The sequence below is a fragment of the Helicobacter sp. 13S00401-1 genome, assembly GCF_002272925.1.
In the GTDB taxonomy this organism is placed as follows: Bacteria; Campylobacterota; Campylobacteria; order Campylobacterales; family Helicobacteraceae; genus Helicobacter_I.
The window spans coordinates 14,434-37,391 of the sequence record NZ_MLAR01000010.1; the positions used below are offsets into that span (position 1 = coordinate 14,434).

Here is a 22,958-nt window from a genome sequence, read left to right on the forward strand (position 1 = left end):
TTTACCTTCTTTATATATAGTTAAACGTGAAAAAACTTTTTATAAAAAGTCGTTTTTAAAGTTTACATAGTCTAGGGCACTTTGTTTTAAAGCAGCTACTTCTTCATCATTTAGCTCTCTTACAAACTTAGCAGGATTACCCATGATTAAAGAACGTGGAGGAAAATGCTTATTTTTTGTAACTAAAGCACCAGCCCCTACTATACTATCATCACCTATTACTGCCCCATCCATAACTATAGCGCCCATGCCTATAAGGCATCTATTACCTATAGTGCAACCATGTATGATGCAGCTATGGCCTATAGTTACTTCTTCGCCTATGGTAGTTGGAGATCCTCCCTCACCACTAGCACAGCGTCTACAAACATGAACACAGGTTAAATCTTGTATATTAGTCCTAGCGCCAACTTTTATAGAGTTTACATCTGCACGCAAAACACAGTTATACCAAACACTTACATCATCACCTAAAGTTACTTCACCTATAACCTTAGCACCTTCAGATATTAATACATCTTTACCAAGTGTAGGCGCAATCTTTTCATTTGAAGTGCTTAAAGCTCCTATAAATGGTATCAACATTAATTAGCCTTTATCTCTCTGTTGTTAGTTTTTTGTAAAGGCCTTGCATTATGCCCCATAACTTTACTTAGTGCTTCAATTTGAGACTTAGAAGCGCTAATTGGCTCTTTTAACACTATCCACTCTATGCCTTGTGTGCAAGGAGGAGTAGTAAGTGAACCACTAAACTGATAAGATTCTAGGCTTTTTGGTAAAAGCTCATTAATTTTTACATGATGAACATGGTGAGTAGAGTTTGCGTGAGTTGGCATAGTGTGGATTACTTGCTGCAAGGCTCCATTAATCCTGCCTTCTTTAAACAAAACTCCTATAACTGCATACTTACCCTTAGAATCTTTTCCAACAAAGTGAACTTCAAGTGGGGCTATTTTGCCATCTATAGCATTTTCCCCTGGAGTATGAAAGTGAAACTGCAAAAGCTCATACTTATCACCATCTATAATGGCATAGTTACCCTTAGGATAGTTAATTTGTACTGTATGGCCATTATTTTCTATAGTTGCATTCTCACTTTTATACTCTAAAGTAATGTTTTTAGCACCAGTTTGTGCCATAGAAGAGACGATATTAATTGGCGATTGCGTATTACCAACCTTGCAGGTTATAAAGTCATCCCCCCAGTGTTCAGGTCCATGCTTACCACTATAACTCCAACCATGGCTAGCTGCTAGCAATACACTTAAGCTTAAGCCTAGACCTAATACAAACTTTAATTTATTCATTAACTCTCCTCGTATTTTTTTAGCTTTAAGTATAGATTATATTACTTTTTATTCCTAGCTTTTTTAAAAATTTTAGACTTTATATAGTAAAAAAGTACTATAAGTACAACTATGGCTACTACAACTATAGGTATAACATAAGGCTTATTAATCATAAATCTTATAAGTTCTAAAAGCTTTCCACTTGCAAAAAAGCCTAGTACTCCAAGCACTACTCCCCAGATGATAGTTGCTATAAGATTTACTAGCACAAAACGGTAAAGGCTATATTTACTCATACCTATAGCTATAGGCACTATAGTTCTTATACCATGAAGATATTTACAAATAAATATCATCCAGATTCCAAACTTTTTTATCCAGATATTTGCTAAGGCAACCTTACGCCTATGCTTCCTAAGATACTTTGTAAGCTCTTTTTTCTGATATCTAAAAAATATCGCATAAAAGCTAGAGGCTATAACATTCCCACAAATAGCAACTAATATGCTAAGACTTAAGTCAAGCTTCCCAACTGCACTTAATGCCCCCGCGGCTAATATGCCTATATATCCCCCACCCATAGAGTATAAAAATAATAAAGCATAGCCCAAGTTTTCATAGCCACTAAATACAGAATCCATCCATCTACCTTTTGTTTTTAAGAATCTTTTACGTAATAATACGCAATACATTTTTTACTAAATACGTTTTTCTCCAATTAAAAGGAATTATATGAATCTAATCCCATTGCAGGCCATAGAGCTAGCTAAAAAACGGCTAGAAAACATTATATATCACAATCCTTTATCATACGCGCCAAAACTCTCTCAGATTTCTAAAGCACAAGTGTTTTTAAAAAAAGAAAACTTACAGCTAACAGGATCTTTTAAGATAAGAGGAGCTTTCAATAAACTAGCCTCTTTGCATGAAGAAAAAAAGTTAGATGGTGGTGTAATAGCTGCAAGTGCGGGTAATCACGCTCAAGGTGTAGCTTATAGTGCTAGCCACTTTAAGGTTAAGTCAGTTGTAGTTATGCCAGAAGCTACTCCTCTTTTAAAAGTGCAGTCTACTAGAAACCTAGGGGCTGAAGTGATGTTAAAAGGTACAAACTATGATGAAGCCTATGCCTATGCTTTAAAACTAGCAAAAGAGCAAAACTATACTTTTATCCATCCTTTTGCAGATAAAGAAGTAGCAGCCGGTCAAGGCACTATAGCCTTAGAGATGATGGGTGAGCAAGACTTAGACATCATCTTAGTGCCAGTTGGTGGTGGTGGGCTTATAAGTGGCATAGCTAGCGCTTATAGACTTTTAAAGCCTGATGTTAAAATCATAGGAGTAAGCGCCAAAGGTGCTAGGGCTATGTTTGAAAGCTTCCATGCTAAAAGAATTATAAAAACTGAAGCAGTTAAAACCATAGCTGATGGAATCGCAGTAAGAGATGTGAATGAAGGCATATTTGAGTGCATAAAACAAGGCGTTGATGATATGGTAGAAGTTGATGATGAAGAAATAGCAAGTGCCATCCTCTATCTTATAGAATCTCAAAAGCTAGTAGTAGAAGGTGCTGGGGCTGTAGGGATAGCTGCTTTGCTTCATAACAAGCTAGACTTACACCCTCACCAAAAAGTAGGTGTAGTAGTAAGTGGTGGTAACATAGATGTAACCATGCTTAATCTAATCATAGAAAAAGGGCTTATAAAAACTAATCGCAAAACTAAGTTTAGGATGACTTTAATAGATAAGCCAGGCTCTCTTATGAAACTAACTGACTTGCTAACTAAGATGGATGCAAACATAGTCCATGTAAGCTATGATAGGATAAGTACTAAACTTGAATACGGCGATGCTTATATATCTATAACTCTTGAGACTAAGGGTTTAGAGCATAAAGAACAGATTTGCAAAACCTTACTTGAACACGGATATAAATTTAGCGAAATAGTATGAAAAGACTTTATAGCCTAGCCTTACTTATACTTCCTTTCTTTCTAGTAGCTTGTGGCTATCAGCCTATAGCCTACTATGCTAAAAATGTACTTGGCAATAACGTCTTTGTAGAGTTAAGTCCAAATATGGAAAACCCTGAAGATTCAGTAAAGATAAAAGATGCTGTTAATGAAGCCATAGCTTCAAGACTTCATCTAAACCTAAGCAGTAAAGAAAATGCCGACACTATCTTAAAAGTAGATATTGGGTCTATAACTAATAGTATAGTAAGTAGTGACACCCAAGGCTTTGCGACCTTTTATAGAGTCTATGTAAACATCACTTTTTCTTTTAAAAATAGAAACAAAGATGTAACTTTTACTAATGGTGGATATTACGACTACGCAGCATCTTTAAACAATCCTATAGTAACAGATAACAACAGATCAAATGCCATCACACAAGCAGCTAAACAAAGTATAGATAAGTTTATATCCCAGCTTGGCTATCAAAACTTAAGATTGCAGTATGAAAATGCAGATGGAAGTAACTAAGAAAGGGAAGTAACTAAGGTCTTAATCTAGCTCTTAGTTTTTAAGCTTATCTTCACGTGCAAGCCATCTTTTTTTTAAAGCCTTTAGGCCTAAACCTCTATAGATAAACCTAGCCACATAGTAAAGCACTCTTTTAATCTTTCTTACTACCCTATAAAAAAATGTAATGATGCCCTTGTAGCGAAAGTAGTTCTTTTTGCCAAACTTAAAAGCTAGCTTTACATCAGGATCTAAATCTTCATATTGTTTTAAAAAGTCTAGATAATCTATGATAGTTGCTATATGTAAGGCATCCTCGCCTTTATTTTCATAAACTAAAGCAGGCCATGTGCGCCAACTTAAGATATCTATCATCTGCTTTTTCAAAGCTCTTAAAGCCTCTGGTTTTAAGCTAGATGATTTATAAAGCATCAAGTAAGTATCAAAAATAGCAAAGAAATGACAAAAGATATTAAAGTAAGTTCTTATGTGAGATTCTTTTTTAAAGTGAGTGCTTAGATACTTAAGCGAGGCAGGTACAGTTATATCTTTAGCATCTAGGTAGTTAGATATAGAATCTTTTCTTAAACGATAAGCTATAAGAGGTTTAAAAAGTACTTTTATAAACCTAGCCTTAGCAAACAGTATCATCCCAAAGTTAAGATCTTCCATATCAAGAAATGAAGTAAATCTAAGCCTAATCTTATTTAGATAGCTATTACTTATAAGGCCATGCCAGCCAAAGTTTGCATTACACTTTTTTAAACAACAAAAAAGTGCACTCCCTTCAAAGCTCTTCTCTCCAAACTCCATAGCAAGCTGTTCTACAAAGTGAGGAGGAAACTTTAACTTATGCCATGCAGGCACACCATCCCAAAAGATCGAGTAGTGGTGTATTAAGACCTCAGTATCTTTTTCTAGGGCATCCATGCAAGATGACACACAAGCTTTTTGCATAAAGTCATCGCTATCAAAGTAGTGTATAAACTGCTTACTTGGTAAGTCTTGACATAAAAGAGGTGTTATATCTTGCTCATGGAATCTAAAAAAACCTCCTTCTTCATACGTAAAACTATATAAAAGCCTTTTACTAGGAAGTTTTGGGGTTAGATTTAAAAAATGATTAAGACTAGGTCTTTTAAAGATAGTATTTAGTTTGTTAAAGTCTCTAAGCTCTTCTTTGCTAAAACTACCATTAAAGATAGGGCTATCTCCAAAAGGCTTAGATGCAAAAGCATGGATGATATTTACAAAGTAGTTTTTAGATGTAAAAAAGGCTAAGTTTTTTCTTTTATAAAACTCTAAACTATAAGGCTTACTACAAAAGAACTCTTTTTTGCTTTGTAGTTTTATATCTAAGTTTTCTTTTAGCTCTTTAGTTTTATATAAAGTTTTAGAATCTAAGGCTTGCTTTTTTTTAGATTCTAAAGCCTCTCTTAAGTGAGTGTTTTTAACTAGCTCAGTGCCAAGATTCCTAGCTGTGCTTAGTCCTCCATTAAGCTTGCTAACTACAAATATCCTCTTATCTTTTTTAGCATACTCTAAGGCTATATCTAAGCTTTTATCAGTGCTTCCATCATCTACTAAGATAATATCTAGCTTTTTATAAGTTTGAGATAAGACTGAATCTAGTGCATATACTAGATACTTTTCTACATTATAAACGGGGATAATTATACTTACTAAGCCCACTTCTTCACTAGGAGTTTTAAGTTCCTTTTTAGAATCTAAGTCTTCACTCATATAAGTTATCTTTTTTAAACACTTTTAATGCCTCTTCTAAGTCTTCTTTTGTATCTATGCCAAAGCTTTTAGATTCTACGATGTCTAATGCTATCTCACGACCATGATAAAGCACACGTAGTTGTTCAAGCTTTTCTATGTTTTCTAATGCACACTCTTTAAAGCTTGCATACTCTTTTAAAACTTCTATATTTAAAAAGCCATACATCCCTAAGTGTCCAAGATAGTTAACTGCTACATCTTTATCTCTATTAAAAGGTATAAGTGATCTTGAAAAGTAAAGGGCACATTTTTTATCATTTAGTACCACTTTTACTAGATTTGGACTTAGGGCTTCTTCTAGGCTTACAGTTTTAGCAAGAGTGGCCATAAAGCTTGAAGTCTTAGTTAAATCTAATAGCTTTTTAATGTTTTCTACTTCTAAAAAAGGCTCATCAGCTTGCAAATTTATAATAACTTCACTTTTTGGCAAGTCTAAAAGTATGCAGGCTTCTAGCACGCGTAAAGTGCCATTAGGATGTTTAGGATCAGTCATAACTGCCCTCACATCATGTTTAAGTGCAAGTTCATAAACGCTAAAATCATCAACTGCTAAAATAGTATCATCTACCTTAGAAGCATTTTTTGCTACTCTTATGCACATAGGCAAGCCGTAAATATCACTTAAGATTTTATTAGGAAAGCGAGTTGATCTTAGTCTAGCTGGTATTATTATCATGAACCTAATCCTTAAATTTAACTCTAACCTAACATGGGAGTAGGAAGGCCTAGCTTTTTAGCCCTCATCCCAGCACGCATCTCTTCACAAACCCACATCCATAAAACATGATCTATTAGCTCATTTAGGTTAGTCACCCAGTTTAAATGCCAAGGGGCAGTTTTCCACACATCAGGCCCAAAAAGGCTAGGCATAGCCCCCATTGCAGGCACCATTATATAATGCAATAAGAAAGTTAAAAAGACCCCCATAGCAATACCATGCCAAAGAGTTAATCTAGGGAATCTCTCTACTAAATAGATATATACAAAGATAACAACAAAAGATAAAAACACGTGTAAAAGCCAGCCAGCAGGCATAGCATTACCACCATTTACCCTCCACAAAGGAGCGCTAAACCCCCAATAGTCCATAACCAAAAATGGAGGTGGCGCTATAACATCAGGCCCCCAAGGTGGAAAAACACTCTCTGTACCACTTTTTATAATAGGGCTAATTAATGCGATAAATACTGCCATCCAAAAAATGGCCTTATAGTTACGCTCACTTTTAAGAGAGGAGCGAAAAAGATTATACATATTTTCTCCTTGCGCTTAGCTTGTTTTGTATGATTGAAAAACAAAATTATAGCCATCTCAAGATTCTAAAAGCTCATATTCTGCCATATGCTAAAAGTGGACTTTAAGCCTACTACGTGGCAATCTTGTAGATTATGCTTAATGGCTTTTAGAGAAACTTTTACAATTGATAAGAGAATGATCTTTGTAGAGATCAAGGATCTTAGTGTCTTTAAGATTGCCAGGGGCTTATTGCATAAGCCTAGCATATGACATAGTTACTTTGTGGCCATGAAGCTTGCCATGTCGTGGCTTTCAGTCACTCCTAGCATCAAGATAAAATATATTGCTTTTTAAGGCATTAAAAAGCATAAAGCTATCCCAAGGGCACAAGCTTTATTAAAAGACTAAAAAGGCTTGAAAACTATAAATTAGCTTCTAGATAGCTTTTAGCTGCTTTTAAAACTAACTCTATAGTTTTAGATTCTAGGCCCTTATCACCTTCACTTCTTAAGCCAGCTTGTAAAAAGTCTTTTCTTCCCCCACCTTTTACACCAAGCTCACTCATAGACTTAAGCCAAAGATTACAATCTAAATCTATGCCCTTACTTCCTAACACAAGGCTGGCCTTATCCTCGCTTGCTTGAAGTAAAAATATGGCACATTTTGCATGTGAGTTTTTAAAAGTATCAACTTGGGCTTTTAAGTTCCCACTTGCTAGGCTTATAACGCAAGGAATGTTATTAATATTTTCTACTTTAAAACTTGCTTCTTGAAGGTTAGAATCTTGCTTTAGTGAGGTTTTTAACTTAGCCACAAGCCCTAAGATATCTTTAGTTTTTAGCGTGCTTTCTAATGTTTTTAGCTCTTTTATATTGCCTCTTGCATACTCAAACGCACTTAGCCCACACACTGCTTCTATGCGCCTTACGCCACTAGAAACACTACTTTCTTTGGTTATATAAAAGCTATTAATCTCTGAAGTGTTATTAACATGCAGCCCTCCACAAAGCTCTACACTCTCACTCCCAAAGCTTAAAACCCTAACCACATCGCCATATTTTTCATTAAAAAGTGCCTTTGCGCCTTTGGCTAGGGCATCTTTTTTAGATAAGAACTCAATTTCTGCTGGCAGGGCCTTTGCTATTAACTCATTAACTTTAGATTCTATGAGTTCTAGATTTAAAGCATCTAGTGCCTTATGATAAGTAAAATCAAACCTTAATCTATCTTTAAGTACTAATGAACCAGCCTGGGCGACACTAGGGCCAAGTACTTCTTGAAGCACAGCGTGGAGTAAGTGGGTAGCTGAGTGGTGTTTTTTTATCTCAAATCTATCAGGAGAGACTTTTATAAGTAGCTCTTCATCCACACTCAAACTAGCTTTAGCTAAGATTTTTGAAAAGATTAAATCATAATACTTTTTAGTATCACAAACTTCTGCTACTTCTTTTTCCCCCTTATAAAGACTTCCGCCCTCGCCTAGTGGTCCCCCACCTTGTGGGTAAAGTGGCGTTTTAGCAAAAAGCACATAGCCTTCTTCTCCTTCTTTTAAAGAGGCTACTTCTTTAAACTCACTATCAAGCAAACTTAGAACCTTAGCACTTAGCTCGCTAAACTCATAGCCCACAAAGTCATTCTTGCCAAACTTGTTTAAAAGCTCTTGAGTTAGGACCTTGAAGTTTTCATTTACCCCCTCATCACCACTACCCTTCCAAGTGTTTGAAGATCTAGCCTTTTGTGCTTCCATACAAACTTCAAAGGCCTTTATATCTAAGCTTAGATTAGTATCTTTTAACATATCAAGTGTTAGATCTAGTGGGAATCCAAAAGTATCATAAAGTTTAAAAGCTACCTCTCCGCTAAAGACTTTTTCTCCCCTAGCTTCACAAGTCTCTAGCTCTTCTTTAAAAAGCTTCATACCAGATTCCAAAGTATCTAAAAATCGCAGTTCTTCAAGCTTACAAAGTTCTAAAATGTTTTCTCTTTTTTCTTTTAAGTAAGAGTAGTGATAACTTAACTCATCTATAACTTTATCAACGACTTTATAAAGAAAAGCTCCTTTAATGCCTAGCAAGTAGCCATGCCTTAAAGCCCTTCTTAGAATCCGTCTTAAAACATAACCCCTACCCTCTTTATCAAAAGTAACGCCTTGGGCTAGCAAAAAGCAAACTGCACGTGCGTGATCTGCTATAACTCTATAGCTTGCCCCTGTTTCATAGGCATAAGGCTTACCGCATAGTTTTTCTACTTCAGTTATAAGTGGCGTAAAGATAGATGAGCCAAAGTTAGAAGTTTTACCTTCCATTATGGCTTGAACCCTCTCTAACCCCATACCAGTATCAATGCTTGGTTTTGGTAAAGGCTTAAGATTACCTTCCTTATCTCTTTCATACTGCATAAAAACTAGATTCCATATCTCTAAGAATCTATCTCCATCCCCTCCAAAATAATCTTCTTCTCCATTAAAGTTTTCTTCACCTTGATCGATAAATATCTCGCTACAAGGTCCACAAGGCCCCGTATCGCCCATCTGCCAAAAGTTATCTTTATCACCAAGGCGTTTTATATGACTAACTGGCACTATCTCTTTCCACAAATCATAAGCCTCATCATCACTAGTATGAACTGTCACATAAAGCTTTTCTTTTGGAAGCTTTAAAACTTCAGTCACAAACTCCCACGCGTACTTAATAGCATCTTTTTTAAAGTAGTCCCCAAAAGAAAAGTTTCCTAGCATCTCAAACATAGTGTGATGGCGTGCTGTGTAGCCTACGTTTTCTAAGTCATTATGCTTGCCACCTGCCCTTAGGCAAACTTGAGAAGAAGTAGCCCTTAAGCCTTTTGGCGGCGGAAGTGTGCCAGTAAAGATATCTTTAAACTGCACCATGCCTGCGTTTGTAAAAAGTAAGGTTGGATCATTAGGCACTAAGGGCATACTTTCATAGATAGTGTGTCCTTTGTTTTGAAAAAACTCTAAAAATGCTCCTCTTATATCAAGTTTCTTTTCCATATGCTCCCCTTTTAATTTTTATCTATTTTAAAATTTATTTGCTTTTTTTAAACTTTGAAATGATGCTATAAACTATACCTATAACGATAACTGCGGCAATTATAACAAGCATGATATTTTTTACTTGAGATTTTATATCAAGTTGTAAGGAATCTTTACTAGACCCCATAAAAGCCCCTGCTATCTCATTAATGCTTTGTGTATCTCCAAGGCTTGAGCCAAGATAGAATCCAAAGTAGCTAAGCACTGCTACCCAAACTAAAGCACCTAGTAACGTATAAAGACAAAACTTCCATAAACTCATCCTCGCTAAGCCTGCAGGCAAGGAGATATAGTGGCGTATAAGTGGTAAAAGACGGCCTATAAAAGTACTTATGGGACCGTGTTTTTTAAAAAAGTTTTCAGTTTTTAAAAGTGTGCTTTCTTTCATCAAAAAGTATTTGCCATATTTTAAGACTATAAGACGCCCAAACTTTAAGGCTATGTAGTAGTTTATTAGCGCTCCTGCAAGGGAGCCTAAAGTACCTGCTAGTATAACTAGGCTCATATCCATCCTGCCTTGATAGACTAGATAGCCTGCTGGGATCATAACTACTTCGCTAGGAAGTGGGATAAAACTAGATTCTATAGCCATTAAGATAAAGATGCCTATGTAGCCTAAGGTGTCTATGGTGTTTACTATGAAGTGTAATATGGAAGCTATCATGTTTTAAATTAGGTCCTTAAGAAAGCCTCATATGGCTTTTAAGTTTATACTTAGTTAAGCCTTAAGTATAACAAAAGCTAGGGCTTAATGACTTTTGATGCTTGTCAAAGGCATGATAAAGGCTAGTTTTTAGATTCTAACTTTTTAGTCTTTTTATATTTTATGATTAAAGTAGTAACTATACCCACTATTATAATAATAGCTATTACTCCATAGATTACTAGGCTAGCTTTTTGTTTTATACTAGATTGCAAGCTATCTTTACTAGAGCCTACAAAAGCACCTGCTATCTCATTAACACTATGAATATTTCCTAGGCTATGGCCAAGATAGTAGCCAAAGTAACTAAGCACACACACCCATAAAAAAGCTCCAAAAAAAGTAAAAAAACAAAACTTCCATAAACTCATCCTCGCTAAGCCTGCTGGCAGTGAGATATAGTGGCGCAAAACTGGTAAAAAACGTGCTACAAAGATACTAACTGAACCATACTTTTGAAAAAAGACTTCAGTCTTTATAAGCGTGCTTTCTTTTATAAGAACATACTTTCCATACTTTAGTACTAAAAAGCGCCCAAACTTAAAGGCTATATAATAATTTATTAGCGCACCAAAAAGAGAGCCTAAAGCACCTACTATCAATAATATAGGCATAGACATCTCCCCTTGATAGGCTAGATAGCCTGCTGGGATCATAACTACTTCGCTAGGAAGTGGGATAAAACTAGATTCTATAGCCATTAAGATAAAGATGCCTATGTAGCCTAGATGATCTATGATATGGATGATGAAATGCAGCACACTAGCCACCATGACAAGAAACCTTAAGTCAAATATTAAAGGCGTTTTATAACGTAGTATAACTAAGCTATAATAAAAAGTAATGACTTTGCTTTTTTATAAGCCTAAGCCCCTAGGCTAGGCGCTTAACTCACGCATTTTGCCTTTAAGGCCTACTCTTAAGTGTAGTAAAAAAACTATAATAAAGAATTGTAATGGAGGTGACAGGGATGGAATCTGTATTTGATGGTGTGATGAAGTTTTATGAAGAAGACTACAACAAACATAAAAGCTTTTATGAAGGGCTAAGGGAAAACAAACCCCATATACTTTTTATCTCTTGCGTTGATGCAAGGGTTGATCCTAACCGCCTTGTACAAGCAAAGCCTGGAGAACTTTATGCTATAAGGAATCTTGGCAATATAATCCCCCCTTATGATGATCCTAAATCTAGTGGTAGCATAGGAACTACTTCAGCTATAGAATATGCAGTATGTGTTTTAAATATCAAAACTATCATCATCTGCGGGCATAATAACTGTGGGGCTTGTAGATCTATATATAGAAGTGAAGAAGAGCTAGCTTCCTTGCCTCATGTTAAAAAGTGGCTAGAGTTTATGCACCCTGTAAGAGATAAGGTTTTAGCGCTAAATCCAGATTCTATAACTAAAAGACAGTGGATAACTGAACTTTTAAATGTGCAGTATCAAATGCAAAACCTCCTAACCTACCCTTTTATAAGTGAACGTTTTGATAGGGGGGCTTTACAACTTTTTGGATGGTATTACACAATAGATAGCGGAGAGATACTAAACTATAATCCTATAACTAGAGAGTTTAAACCTATAACTCCAACTAGTTTGGATATGTGAAAATTTAAAATAAAGGATAGGCAATGATACTTATGAGCGGACCTTGCGTCATAGAAAGCCTAGATCAGCTAAGAAAGATAGCTGAAGGTTTAAGGCCTGTTGCAGAAAATGAAAACATAGACTTTTACTTTAAAGCAAGCTTTGATAAGGCTAATAGAACTAGTTTAGAAGCCTACCGTGGGCTAGGTATAGATGAGGGCTTAAAGATGCTTTCAACTATAAAAAAAGAGTTTGGTTATAAGATAATAACTGATATACATGAAAGAGAGCAGGCTAAGGCTTTAAGTGAAGTAGTAGACATCATACAAATACCAGCTTTTTTATGCCGCCAAACTGACTTGATAGTTGAAGTAGCTAAGACAAAATGTATAGTTAATATTAAAAAGGGACAGTTTATGAACCCTGTTGATATGAAGTATGGCGTCTTAAAAGCACTTAAAACTAGAGATCCTAAGATAACAGAGGCTAACTTTGAAGATAGCAAAAAACATGGAATCTGGCTTACTGAAAGAGGTAACTCCTTTGGCTATGGAGCTTTGGTAGTAGATATGAGATCTCTTATCATCATGCGAGATTTTGCACCAACTATCTTTGATGCAACCCATAGTGTGCAAGCTCCAGGTGCACTAGGCGGTAAAAGTGGAGGAGATAGCAAGTTTGCGCCCATCCTAGCGCGTGGGGCTGCTGCTGTTGGGGTTGATGGCTTTTTTATGGAAACCCACTATGACCCAGAGCATGCACTAAGTGATGGACCAAACATGATCCCAACTAAAGATATGGAATCTTTAATCCTAACTTTGATTAGAATACAAAATCAAATCCCGCATGCCTTTAGAAGCAGGCTTTAATACTAAAAACTAAAAGGAAACGTATGTTAATACAAGGAAAACTTCATCTAAAAGAAAGTGACAAGATAGCAATAATAGCTTCAAGGTTTAACTCCCTAGTCACAGATAAGCTTATAGAAGGCGCAAAAGATAGTTTTTTACGTCACGGTGGCACTGAGGCCAATCTTGATACTATCTTAGTGCCAGGTGCTTTTGAGTTGCCATTTTTACTTGATAGAGTACTAAGTAGTGGTAACTATGATGGGATATGCGTACTAGGGGCTATTATTAGAGGGGGCACTCCTCACTTTGACTATGTAAGCGCTGAAGCTACAAAAGGCGTGGCAAATGTAACTTTAAAGTACGGTGGTGCAGTAAGTTTTGGAATCTTAACTACAGATAACATAGATCAAGCACTAGATCGTGCTGGTCTTAAAGCTGGCAATAAAGGCTTTGAAGCAATGAGTGCTTTAATAGAGCTACTTGATCTTTATAAAAAACTGGATATATAAGTATGGCCACGCGCTTTCATGCAAGAGTATGTGTAGTCCAACTTCTCTACGCCCAAGAGCTGGAAAGTCTAGAGTTTGTAGAAAAGGCTGAAGACTACTTTGATAATCAAGGGATTAAAAATAAGCAAAGGGAGTTTGCAAACTCCCTTTTAAAAGGCATACTCTCCTCTCAAAGCGAGATAGACTTGCTAATAAGACACTTTTTAAAAGACTGGGACTTAGATAGGCTAGGTGTCTTAGAAAAGGCTATCTTAAGACTAGGGATTTATGAAGTGATTTTTACACAAACAGATAATGCAGTAGTGATTAATGAATCTTTACAGCTTGTGCGTGAGTTTTATGATGATGAAGAAAAAACAAAAAATCTAATAAATGCCATCTTAGATTCTATATCTAATGCTAACAAAGAAGACTTAGAAGGATTTAAAGCTACTCAGCTAGAGCTTTTAACTCAAAAAGAAAAAGAAGAAAGGTTAAAACTTCAAGCCTTAGAAAAAGAGTTACTTGCCAAAGAAGCTATAAAAAAAGATAGGGTTAGACGCAGACAAGATTCTAAACCTAGAGAGTTTAAAGATAGAGAGTTTAGAACACGAGATTCTAAGACGCGAGAGTTTAAGGATAGAGATTTTAAAACACGAGATTCTAAGACGCGAGAGTTTAAGGATAGAGATTTTAAAACACGAGATTCTAGAAAAGAAAGTTTTAAAGAAGGTGGATTTAAAAATAAAAAAGACTTTAGGGAAAATGATAACTCTAAGTTTAAAAAAGATGAAGATAAAAGGCCTAGAAGGGATTTTTCTCAAAGTAAAGAAGGATCTAAAGACAGACAAGATAAAAGAAGTTTTGGAGACTTCAAAGATAGAAGCTTTAAAAAAGAAGGTAATTTTAAAGACAAAAGAGACTTCAAAGATAAAGATAGCTTTAAAGATAAAAAAGATTTTGGGGATAGAGGCTTTAAAAAAGATAATACTGAAGGCTTTAAAAGAAGCTTTAAAAAAGAAGGTGATTTTAGAGGCAAAAAAGACTTTGGAGATAGAAAAGACCTTAAAGATAAAAGAGATTTCAAAGATAAAGATTATAAAAAAGATACCTCTCAGTCTAGAGTTTTTAGGGCTAAAGGCTTTTCTAGTCTCTCTACAAAAACTACTACTTTTAAAGAATCTAATTTAAAAGAGACAAAAGATCACGCTAAATCTACAAACTTTAAAAAAGGAAGTACTAAAACTGATGAGAACAAAACTGTGCGTAGCCCTAGACCTACCAACCAAGGAAGAAAACCTAGCCCTAGCAAAAAGCCTTAAGCCCCTAGAAGGTATCACCTTAAAAGTAGGTTTAAGAAGTTTTATAAGGGATGGCAAGGACTTTGTTAAAGCCTTAAAAGACCTAGGATTTAGTATATTTTTAGATTTAAAACTTTATGACATACCTAATACTATGAATGATGCTTTAAAAGAGTGTATAAAGCTAGACATAGACTTTTTAAGCGTGCATGCAAGCAGTGGTAAAGTTGCGCTAAATCTACTAACTAACACTATTAAAGAGCAAAAAAGTAAGCTTAGTCTAGTATCTATTAGCATACTTACTAGCTTTGATGAAAGAGGTTGCTTTGAGATTTACAATAAAGATATAAAGCAAAGTGTTAGCACTCTTGCCTTGCTTACTAAAGAGTGTGATGTACCAGCTATTGTATGTTCACCTCATGAGATAGAGTTAGTTAAAGAGAGGGCCTCTGGGCTTTTTATCATAACTCCAGGCATAAGACTCCAAAACTCTAGTGAGACTAAAGATGATCAAAAAAGAGTACTAACTCCTTTAAACGCAAAAAGACTAGGCAGTGATATGATAGTAGTTGGAAGACCTATATATAAAGCAAAACATCCTATAGAAGTAGCAAGCCAGATATTAAAAGATCTAAGTTTATAAAGATCTAAAGTTATATTACTTGTATCATAAAGGCTTTTAGTGCCTTATAAGACCTTACTTACATTACTTTCTTAGTGCATATTATTTTCTTGCTTGAAACACTAAAAACACTAAGCAAGAAAGCTTATCTCCTTCTTAAATATATAACAAAACCACAAAGCAAAAAAAGCCTACAAAAAAGACTTTTAAAATAGTATGATAGTGGCTAACACATCAAAAAGGTTTAATAATGAGTTTCACATTTACCATACAAAACAAAAAGTCCATGAAAGAAAACTCTATGACACTAGAAGATGTCTTGCTACTAGTTGATGATATACAAGCCTTTAATCTAGAGGTTCAAGATGATGAAGATGAAGATGATGAAGAAGATAGATTATTTGAGCCTTTAAGCAACTTTGAGTTTTTACTTGTAGGAAGGGAAGGAGAAAGCGCTAGAGGCTTTGAAGTCTCTTTTGAAAAAGAACTTAGAGCTTATGTAGTTAGATTTATGAGTCCTTGTAGCTTAAAAGACTGGGAGCTAGGCTTAGAGTTTATAAAACAACTCGCCATAGAATGTGACTCAAGAGTAAAAGATGCACAAGGTAATATCTACCTTGCTTCAAACATAGACTATGACTATAAGGAGAATATAGAATCTGGCATAAAAGCTATGGCAGAGCAAGCTAAAAATCATACCTGCACAATATATGGCATACATCATCCTATGAGTTTTAATAAGGCTATGTTTGAAGACTTATTATCTTCTATAGACATGGCTGAAGCTTTTAGCACTCTAATAACTAATCATCAAAATATAGATGCCTACTTTGCTAAACAACAATTTTTTAGCATCAAAAGATCTGAAGAAGATGAAGATAGGCTTAAAGAAGATGATGAGATACTTGGAGTTTACACCCTAACTCAAAGTTTACCCACCATACTACCTTACACTCCAAAAGTAGAGTATGAAGAATCCTTATTTGTCGAACAAGATAATATCAGCAAGTGGGAGATAGGGCTAGTAGTTTGCAATGGAGATGAAGATGACTATGAAAGTTATGAGACCTTAGAGTACTTACCCTATCCTACTTTTATAGAAAAACTTCCTAAAGAAAAGTATCACTTTATAGATGCTAGCTATATACTAGTTAAAGCCATGAGTAGAAGTGATTTAGAAGATTTGCTGACAAAGTAGTGAAAAAATATAGAATCTAAAAAAGCTAGATTCTATAAAAGCTATCGTATTTAATATGCAGTTATTTATAGAGGCAACAAAGTTTCTAATAATCATAGTTTTTTAAGCTGATGGCATTCTTATTTTGTTTCGTGCTGATAAAAATCACAAAAAAACTAAGCAGTAGTGCTTACGCGTGATTCTTACTAGAAACGAAAATGTGCCAAGGCCCTCCCCCCCCCCCCCTTGGCTCACGCCAAAAAAGGCTTTCTTTAAAAGAAAACCCTAGTTGCTTATAACAACTAGTACTAGTTTCAAGGAAACTTACGTTTTCAAGGAAGCTTCGCTTTGGTTATAAAGAAAATATATAAATCATAAACAGTGCGAAAAAGAAAGTGTTGTAATAGATATCTAATCAAGATTACAAAAAAAAGTAATACTGCCTATGCTATAACGATCTAAAAAGCTTTTAAGGCTCTAAGATCAGCTAGTCTTTGCAATCTTGCAGGTTCTTTTGCCTTATAAAGTGTTGCACACTCTTTTGCTAACTCGCGTATACGCAAGATAAACTCTTGTCTTTGAGCTATAGAGATAGCCTTTCTTGCATCAAGTATGTTAAAGATGTGAGAACTTAAAACTGTGTAGTCATAAGCTGGCAGAGGCAGCTCATGCTTTAAGCAGTTTCTAGCCTCTCCATGAAGACCATCTAAAGTGGTAAACAAAAACTTAGTATCAGCTATCTCAAAGTTATAAACTGACTGTTCATACTCATTTTGCAAGTGCACATCTGCGTAAGTAAACTTTTCATTCCACTTTATATCAAAGATAGATTCCACACCTTGTATATACATAGCAAGGCGCTCTATGCCATAGGTTAACTCAACACTTACACTCTCACAAGCAAGCCCTCCAACTTGCTGAAAGTAAGTAAACTGCGTTACTTCCATGCCATCTAACCACACTTCCCAGCCTAGTCCCCACGCTCCTAAGGTTGGGCTTTCCCAGTTGTCTTCAACAAAACGTATATCATGGCGTGCTACATCAAGCCCTAAAGCTTTTAAGCTATCAAGATAGATCTCTTGTATATTTTCCGGACTTGGCTTTATTAAAGCTTGAAACTGATAGTAGCTTCCTAGGCGGTTTGGATTTTGCCCATAGCGTCCATCACTTGGACGACGAGAAGGCGCTACATAGGCTACACTCCATGGGTCTTTATCAAGACTTCTTAAAAGCGTTGCTGGATGAAAAGTGCCCGCTCCTGCTGGCATATCATAAGGCTGAAGGATAACGCAACCGTTTTTTGCATAAAAGCTTTGTAAAGTAAGTATGATTTCAGAAAATGTAAGCATGACTTAAGGACCTTGTAAAAAGATAAAAAATATTTAAAAATATTTTACAATATATTTAATAAGTGCTATAAAGTATTAACTTATAAAAAACAAAGTAATAGGAAAAACAACATGTTAAAAATAGCAGATAAAAAATTTCAATCAAGACTAATAGTAGGCAGTGGTAAATATAAAGACTTTAATACAACCCTAGAAGCAACCCTTGCTAGTGAAGCAGAGATGATAACAGTAGCAGTTAGACGCATAAATATTTTAAATACTAATGAACCTAATTTAATGGAGTGCTTTAGAGGAACAAATATAACCTTTCTTCCAAACTCAGCAGGTTGCGTTACTGCTAAAGAGGCCATTAGCCTTTTTAGATTAGTGCGTGAAGGTATAGGGCTAGATTTTATAAAGCTTGAAGTTATAGGCGATACACATAAAACACTTTATCCAGACGTTATAGAAACACTAGAGGCTGCAAAAGTTTTAGCAAAAGATGGCTTTAAGATTCTATGTTATACAAATGATGACCCCATAATGGCAAAAAAGCTTGAAGATGCTGGGGTTGCTGCAGTTATGCCTTTAGCTGCGCCTATTGGCTCAGGGCTTGGAATCCAAAACATTTATAACATCCACTTTATAAAAGAAGCAGTAAAAGTGCCTGTCATTGTAGATGCGGGCATTGGCTGTGCTAGTGATGCAAGCCGTGCTATGGAGTTAGGTGCTGATGGCGTGCTATCTAACTCTGCTATCGCCCTAGCTAAAGACCCTATACAAATGGCAGAGGCTTTAAAGCTAGCAGTGCGTGCTGGAAGACTAAGTTATGAGGCTGGTAGGATGGAGAAAAAAGCCTATGCAAGTGCTTCAAGCCCGCTAAATTTCATGCCTAATCTTGGTTAAGTGAGATGAACTATCCCCTAGACTTTAGTGATGACTTCTCTTGCTCTCTCCGCTTTTGGATAGAGCGCTTTTTATACTACAAGCTAACTAGTCTAGCAAGTTATAAAGTTAAAGATAATGACTTATTTTTGCAAGCCTTACAAGGCATACAAAGTGGTGGCAAAAACAGCATAGAAAGGATAGTTGATATATGCCGTGAAGCTAGACTTGCTGGACTTTTAGGCATAACAACTTACATGGTGCCACTAAAAAAATTTTATGACTATTGCAAAAAACTAAAACTTACGTCTATGGAAGATATAAATGAAGACTTAAGCCGTGAGTTTATGAGTATAACTGTAAGTAGGCTAAAACTAGCTAGTCAAAAAAACTACAGAACTGTGCTTTTAAACTTTCTTAAGTTTATAGAAGAAAACAATTATATAGATAAAGAAGCTAGTAAATTTCATCTTTTCCGCATAAAGCTAGATTCATCTCTTAAAAAATATCATGATGCCTTACCTGATCATTTAGATGATGTAGAGATAAGACGCTTTTTAGAATCTCTAGAAACCTATCAAAACAAGATAGAAAAAAATGTGACAAGAGATAAACTTTTAGTTAAGATAATAATTTATAGTGGTGCTAGGATAAGTGAAGTTTTAGGTTTAAAGATAAATGACATCTTTGAAGAAGGAGAATACTTTAGATTAAACATCATAGGCAAGGGTAATAAAAATCGCATAGTCTACATGCAGTCCATACATATAAAAGAGCTACTTCACAGGTGGCTAGAACTTAGGGCTAATATACCTAATAACAAAAAGTCCAAGCTTTTATTTATAACTGGTAGCACAAAGAATCTAAATGCAACCTATGCTTATAGAGTGGTTCAAAGTATACTCATTAATGCTGGCATAAGAAAACTTAAAAATGGCCCTCATATGCTGCGCCATAGCTTTGCTACACTGCTATATAAAAAAAGTAAGGATTTAATCTTAGTGCAAGAAACACTAGGACATTCAAGTGTAGAGACAAGTAGAATCTACACACATTTTGATAGAGATAATCTAAAGTATGGAGCAGATCTTATAAACCCAAAGTCCAAAAGACCTAAGAAGGATGTGAAAAATGATTAAGATACTTGAAAGTAAGGAAGCTTCCTTTGAAGCTAACTTTAAAGAGATACTAAATAGAGCTAGCATGGATATGTATAACATCATCCCTAGCGTGCTTAAAACTTTGCAAGATATAAAAACTGCTAAGGATGAAAGTGTAGTTTTAAAACTAGTTAGTAGTTATGATTCTTGGAATCCAAAAAGTCTAGATGAACTAACTATTAGTCCTAATGATATGAAAGAAGCTTACAATAAACTAGATTCTAAAACTAAAAAGTCTTTAAAAGTAGCCTTTGATAGAATCTATAAATTCCACTCCATGCAAGTGCAAAATGGCTTTATCCACTATGAAGATAATGGCAACTTACTAGGGCAAAATATCAGAGCTGTTAAAAGAGCTGGGCTTTATATACCTGGTGGCAAGGCGGCTTATCCTAGCTCACTTTTAATGAACGCAGTGCCAGCTATAGTTGCAGGTGTAAAAGAGTTAGTAGTAACCTCCCCTGCGCCTGGTGGAGAGTTAAACCACACTCTTTTAGCTAGCATGCATATGTGTGATATAAAAGAGGCTTTTAAGATTGGTGGTGTTGGCGCTATAGGCTTGATGGCTTATGGTACAAAGTCAAGCTCACTTGATATAAAAAGAGTAGATGTTATAACAGGTCCGGGTAATATCTATGTAGCTACAGCTAAAAAGCTAGTATATGGCGATGTAAACATAGATATGATAGCAGGCCCTAGTGAGATAGGCATCATCGCAGATGAGAGTGCTAATCCTAAAATCCTAGCTACTGACTTACTTTCTCAAGCTGAACATGATGAGTTAGCTAGCTCTTTTCTTATAACCCCAAGCCTAAATTTAGCAAAGGATACTCAAAAAGAAATAGATGAGATTTTAAAAACGCTTCCTAGAAAGCCTATAGCTTCAAAAAGTATAGATTTAAGAGGGGCTATCATAGTTACAAAAGACATAAAAGAGTGCATAGCTTTAATGGATGAGATAGCACCAGAGCACTTAGAAGTTTGTGTAAATGACCCTATGAGCTTGCTACCTTTTATACAAAATGCTGGGGCTATATTTATAGGGCATAATACAAGTGAAGCCATAGGCGACTACTTAGCCGGGCCTAATCACACTTTGCCAACAGGAGGCAGTGCGCGCTTTTTCTCACCTCTTAGCGTAGAAAACTTTTATAAGAAAACTTCTCTTATATCTTTTAGTAAAGAAGGTTTAAAAGAAGTAGGACAAGACTGTATAGTATTAGCACAAAATGAAGGTTTAGAGGCACATGCCTTAAGTGTAAGTGAACGCTTAAGACTTATGAAGTAAACTAACATTAACTAAATATATTCAAGGAGACAAATATGTGGGAAAACAAAGAAGATGAACTAGATATGTTTTATGGAAGCCCAACAGATAAGTGGAAAGATGTTATCTTTAATGCCTCTAGGACATTAGCCTCAAAAGAGCTAGATAGACTTTTAGAAGAGTTAGCCTTGTATGAGCTTTTATTTGAAGAAATAGAGTGCAATGTAGACTTGCGCGAGTTTTACTACAAGGTTAAAAATGAATCTAGCGAGTTAAAAAAACGCCTTGAAGAAAACAAACAAAGCATAGCCTTAGAATCTACTTCAAAAATCCTAAGCGAAAACGAATAGATGAACTTTAAGTTAGCATCCATACTAGCCTTCTTGCTAGCTTTGATGCTAACAGCTTTTAGCACAACTTTAAATGCCAAGCCTCTAACTCCAACCTTTAGCACTAACTTAGTTTTAAAAAAAGATGAAGTTTATAGTGCTAGCATAGATGCTAAAAAGTTTGCCAAACAAAGTAGTGTAAGTCCAAAAAATCTTACTTTAAGATGGACTTTATTTAAAAATAAAGGCTTAGTAGTTTTACTAAAGTATGATAACTTTCCTTATCAGTTTATACTTTATAAAGATGGCTATAAGGCCTTAAAATTTAATAGCTTTACTTTAAATTTACTAGATCCAAATGCAATAGCATCAAGTCCAAATCAGCCAAATCTTAAGCTTTACTTTAAAGATATAAAAGATGGAAGTAGCGATTTAAAAGCTAGGGTTACTTTTAAGCTAGACCTATATGGAGATGTAAGCTTAAAAACTAAGAGATAATGATAAACAACAAGCTAGGAAGGTTTTAAAACAATGAGTGAAAAAATATTGCAAGATATAAACAATATAAGCAAGCATCTAATACATAAAACAAACAACAACTTTATCATCAGTATGTTTAACCTAATAAAGTCAGGAAAGATGCTTAGATCTAAGCTCATACTAAGCATAGCCACTCCAAATGAAGAGACCTTAAAACTTTGTTCTATTATAGAGCTTATACAGTCAGCTAGTTTGCTTCATGATGATGTTATAGATGAAAGCACTCTAAGAAGAAACGCCCCAAGCATTAATGCCCTCTTTGATAATAAAGCCTCTATCATGCTAGGAGATGTACTCTACTCTAGTGCTTTTTATGAGTTAACTTCCCTGCCAGAAGCAGTAGCTAAGTCAGTTAGTAAAAGCGTTATCTCTTTAAGTAGTGGAGAGATACTAGATGTAGAGCTTGCTAAAAGTTTAAATAGCAACTTAGAATCCTACCTAAAGATGATAGAACTAAAATCAGCCAGCCTTATAGCTGCAAGCAGTGAAAGTGCAGCACTTTTAGAAGGACTAGATCATAAAGCCCACTATGAGTATGGATTAAACCTAGGCATAGCCTTTCAGATCATAGATGACATACTTGATATCACTCAAGATGAAAAAACACTAGGAAAACCTAGTATGAATGACTTTACGCAAGGAAAAACCACACTTCCTTACATATACTTCTATCATGAAAGTGAAGCTAACGCTAAGCTTTTGGAATCTCTTTTTGCTAAGAAACTTGATAGTTTACAAAAAGAGATGCTTAAAAAGAGTATGGAAAAAAGTTTGCTAAAAGCAAAGAATCTAGCCCTAGAGTATGCAAACAAAGCTACTAACTTAGCACGAAAACTAAATAATGAAAAGCTAGATTCCATAGTTAAGGCTATGATAGAAAGGGATTTTTAAG

General features: G+C 35.3%; 24 protein-coding genes. 14 read left to right on the top strand and 10 right to left on the bottom strand.

Features of this window, described 5'->3' with window-relative positions; all coding sequences use genetic code 11:
• Positions 1-39 precede the first annotated feature (39 nt).
• From BKH43_RS06025 to BKH43_RS06035, 3 genes are read right to left on the bottom strand one after another with little or no spacing between them, the layout of a single operon-like run.
• On the bottom strand, positions 40-585 hold the full coding sequence (locus tag BKH43_RS06025) for a gamma carbonic anhydrase family protein (RefSeq protein WP_095229636.1): 546 nt from the start codon (positions 583-585) through the stop codon (positions 40-42).
• Positions 585-1,307 (bottom strand): carbonic anhydrase family protein, encoded by a 723-nt coding sequence (locus tag BKH43_RS06030; RefSeq protein WP_095229638.1) that lies wholly within the window; start codon positions 1,305-1,307, stop codon positions 585-587. Before BKH43_RS06030 ends, BKH43_RS06025 begins: the two co-directional genes overlap by 1 nt.
• A 41-nt stretch (positions 1,308-1,348) precedes the next feature.
• Entirely contained in the window at positions 1,349-1,930 is a 582-nt protein-coding gene (locus BKH43_RS06035; RefSeq protein WP_095229640.1) for a DedA family protein, read from the bottom strand.
• Between the two features lie 91 nt (positions 1,931-2,021).
• On the opposite strand from BKH43_RS06035, the gene ilvA reads away from it, so the two are divergent.
• Positions 2,022-3,239 (top strand): threonine ammonia-lyase, encoded by a 1,218-nt coding sequence (gene ilvA / locus BKH43_RS06040; protein ID WP_095229643.1) that lies wholly within the window; start codon positions 2,022-2,024, stop codon positions 3,237-3,239.
• Positions 3,236-3,772, top strand: a complete 537-nt coding sequence (gene lptE, locus BKH43_RS06045; protein ID WP_095229645.1) for an LPS assembly lipoprotein LptE — start codon at positions 3,236-3,238, stop codon at positions 3,770-3,772. The genes ilvA and lptE overlap by 4 nt, the downstream gene beginning before the upstream one ends.
• A gap of 33 nt (positions 3,773-3,805) precedes the next feature.
• Here the strand turns inward: lptE and BKH43_RS06050 are convergent, their stop codons facing one another.
• From BKH43_RS06050 to BKH43_RS06075, 6 genes are all read right to left on the bottom strand, one after another.
• On the bottom strand, positions 3,806-5,494 hold the full coding sequence (locus BKH43_RS06050) for a glycosyltransferase family A protein (RefSeq protein WP_172402334.1): 1,689 nt from the start codon (positions 5,492-5,494) through the stop codon (positions 3,806-3,808).
• On the bottom strand, positions 5,487-6,212 hold the full coding sequence (gene kdsB / locus BKH43_RS06055) for a 3-deoxy-manno-octulosonate cytidylyltransferase (protein ID WP_095229647.1): 726 nt from the start codon (positions 6,210-6,212) through the stop codon (positions 5,487-5,489). Before kdsB ends, BKH43_RS06050 begins: the two co-directional genes overlap by 8 nt.
• Positions 6,213-6,235: 23 nt before the next feature.
• Positions 6,236-6,790 (bottom strand): DUF1440 domain-containing protein, encoded by a 555-nt coding sequence (locus BKH43_RS06060; protein ID WP_095229649.1) that lies wholly within the window; start codon positions 6,788-6,790, stop codon positions 6,236-6,238.
• A gap of 403 nt (positions 6,791-7,193) precedes the next feature.
• Positions 7,194-9,782 (bottom strand): alanine--tRNA ligase, encoded by a 2,589-nt coding sequence (gene alaS, locus BKH43_RS06065; RefSeq protein WP_095229651.1) that lies wholly within the window; start codon positions 9,780-9,782, stop codon positions 7,194-7,196.
• A 34-nt stretch (positions 9,783-9,816) separates the two neighbouring features.
• Positions 9,817-10,485, bottom strand: coding sequence for a DedA family protein (locus tag BKH43_RS06070; protein ID WP_172402336.1), 669 nt, complete (start codon positions 10,483-10,485; stop codon positions 9,817-9,819).
• Positions 10,486-10,610: 125 nt separating this feature from the next.
• On the bottom strand, positions 10,611-11,300 hold the full coding sequence (locus BKH43_RS06075; protein WP_095229655.1) for a DedA family protein: 690 nt from the start codon (positions 11,298-11,300) through the stop codon (positions 10,611-10,613).
• 182 nt (positions 11,301-11,482) lie between these two features.
• Here BKH43_RS06075 and BKH43_RS06080 point away from each other — a divergent pair, with 182 nt between their 5' ends.
• The 6 genes from BKH43_RS06080 (at position 11,483) to BKH43_RS06105 (ending at position 16,578) form a co-directional block, all read left to right on the top strand.
• Positions 11,483-12,139 (top strand): carbonic anhydrase, encoded by a 657-nt coding sequence (locus tag BKH43_RS06080; protein WP_253248063.1) that lies wholly within the window; start codon positions 11,483-11,485, stop codon positions 12,137-12,139.
• 23 nt (positions 12,140-12,162) lie between these two features.
• Positions 12,163-12,987 (top strand): 3-deoxy-8-phosphooctulonate synthase, encoded by an 825-nt coding sequence (kdsA, locus tag BKH43_RS06085; RefSeq protein WP_095229657.1) that lies wholly within the window; start codon positions 12,163-12,165, stop codon positions 12,985-12,987.
• A gap of 23 nt (positions 12,988-13,010) precedes the next feature.
• Positions 13,011-13,478 carry a 6,7-dimethyl-8-ribityllumazine synthase gene (ribH, locus tag BKH43_RS06090; RefSeq protein WP_095229659.1) on the top strand — a complete coding sequence of 156 codons (468 nt, stop codon included), beginning with the start codon at positions 13,011-13,013 and terminating at the stop codon, positions 13,476-13,478.
• A gap of 2 nt (positions 13,479-13,480) precedes the next feature.
• The gene (gene nusB / locus BKH43_RS06095) at positions 13,481-14,779 is read left to right on the top strand and encodes a transcription antitermination factor NusB (protein ID WP_095229661.1); all 1,299 of its coding nucleotides are present in this window, start codon (positions 13,481-13,483) and stop codon (positions 14,777-14,779) included.
• A complete protein-coding gene (gene pyrF, locus BKH43_RS06100; RefSeq protein WP_095229663.1) occupies positions 14,706-15,401 on the top strand; it encodes an orotidine-5'-phosphate decarboxylase in 696 nt (231 codons plus the stop codon). Before nusB ends, pyrF begins: the two co-directional genes overlap by 74 nt.
• Positions 15,402-15,630: 229 nt before the next feature.
• The gene (locus BKH43_RS06105; protein WP_095229665.1) at positions 15,631-16,578 is read left to right on the top strand and encodes a DUF4299 family protein; all 948 of its coding nucleotides are present in this window, start codon (positions 15,631-15,633) and stop codon (positions 16,576-16,578) included.
• Between the two features lie 437 nt (positions 16,579-17,015).
• Here BKH43_RS06105 and glyQ read toward each other — a convergent pair whose 3' ends face one another.
• Positions 17,016-17,906 carry a glycine--tRNA ligase subunit alpha gene (gene glyQ, locus BKH43_RS06110; RefSeq protein ID WP_095229667.1) on the bottom strand — a complete coding sequence of 297 codons (891 nt, stop codon included), beginning with the start codon at positions 17,904-17,906 and terminating at the stop codon, positions 17,016-17,018.
• A gap of 111 nt (positions 17,907-18,017) precedes the next feature.
• On the opposite strand from glyQ, the gene BKH43_RS06115 reads away from it, so the two are divergent.
• Genes BKH43_RS06115 through BKH43_RS06140 form a run of 6 tightly spaced genes read left to right on the top strand, consistent with a single transcriptional unit; the run spans position 18,018 to position 22,957 of the window.
• Positions 18,018-18,791 (top strand): thiazole synthase, encoded by a 774-nt coding sequence (locus BKH43_RS06115; RefSeq protein WP_095229669.1) that lies wholly within the window; start codon positions 18,018-18,020, stop codon positions 18,789-18,791.
• 5 nt (positions 18,792-18,796) lie between these two features.
• Positions 18,797-19,909, top strand: coding sequence for a tyrosine-type recombinase/integrase (locus BKH43_RS06120; RefSeq protein ID WP_095229671.1), 1,113 nt, complete (start codon positions 18,797-18,799; stop codon positions 19,907-19,909).
• Positions 19,902-21,218, top strand: coding sequence for a histidinol dehydrogenase (gene hisD / locus BKH43_RS06125; protein ID WP_095229673.1), 1,317 nt, complete (start codon positions 19,902-19,904; stop codon positions 21,216-21,218). Before BKH43_RS06120 ends, hisD begins: the two co-directional genes overlap by 8 nt.
• Before the next feature lie 35 nt (positions 21,219-21,253).
• Entirely contained in the window at positions 21,254-21,547 is a 294-nt protein-coding gene (locus BKH43_RS06130; protein WP_095229675.1) for a DUF2018 family protein, read from the top strand.
• A complete protein-coding gene (locus tag BKH43_RS06135; RefSeq protein ID WP_095229677.1) occupies positions 21,548-22,024 on the top strand; it encodes a hypothetical protein in 477 nt (158 codons plus the stop codon). It abuts the gene before it with no gap.
• A gap of 48 nt (positions 22,025-22,072) precedes the next feature.
• On the top strand, positions 22,073-22,957 hold the full coding sequence (locus BKH43_RS06140; protein ID WP_275542200.1) for a polyprenyl synthetase family protein: 885 nt from the start codon (positions 22,073-22,075) through the stop codon (positions 22,955-22,957).
• The last annotated feature ends 1 nt before the right edge of the window (position 22,958 follow it).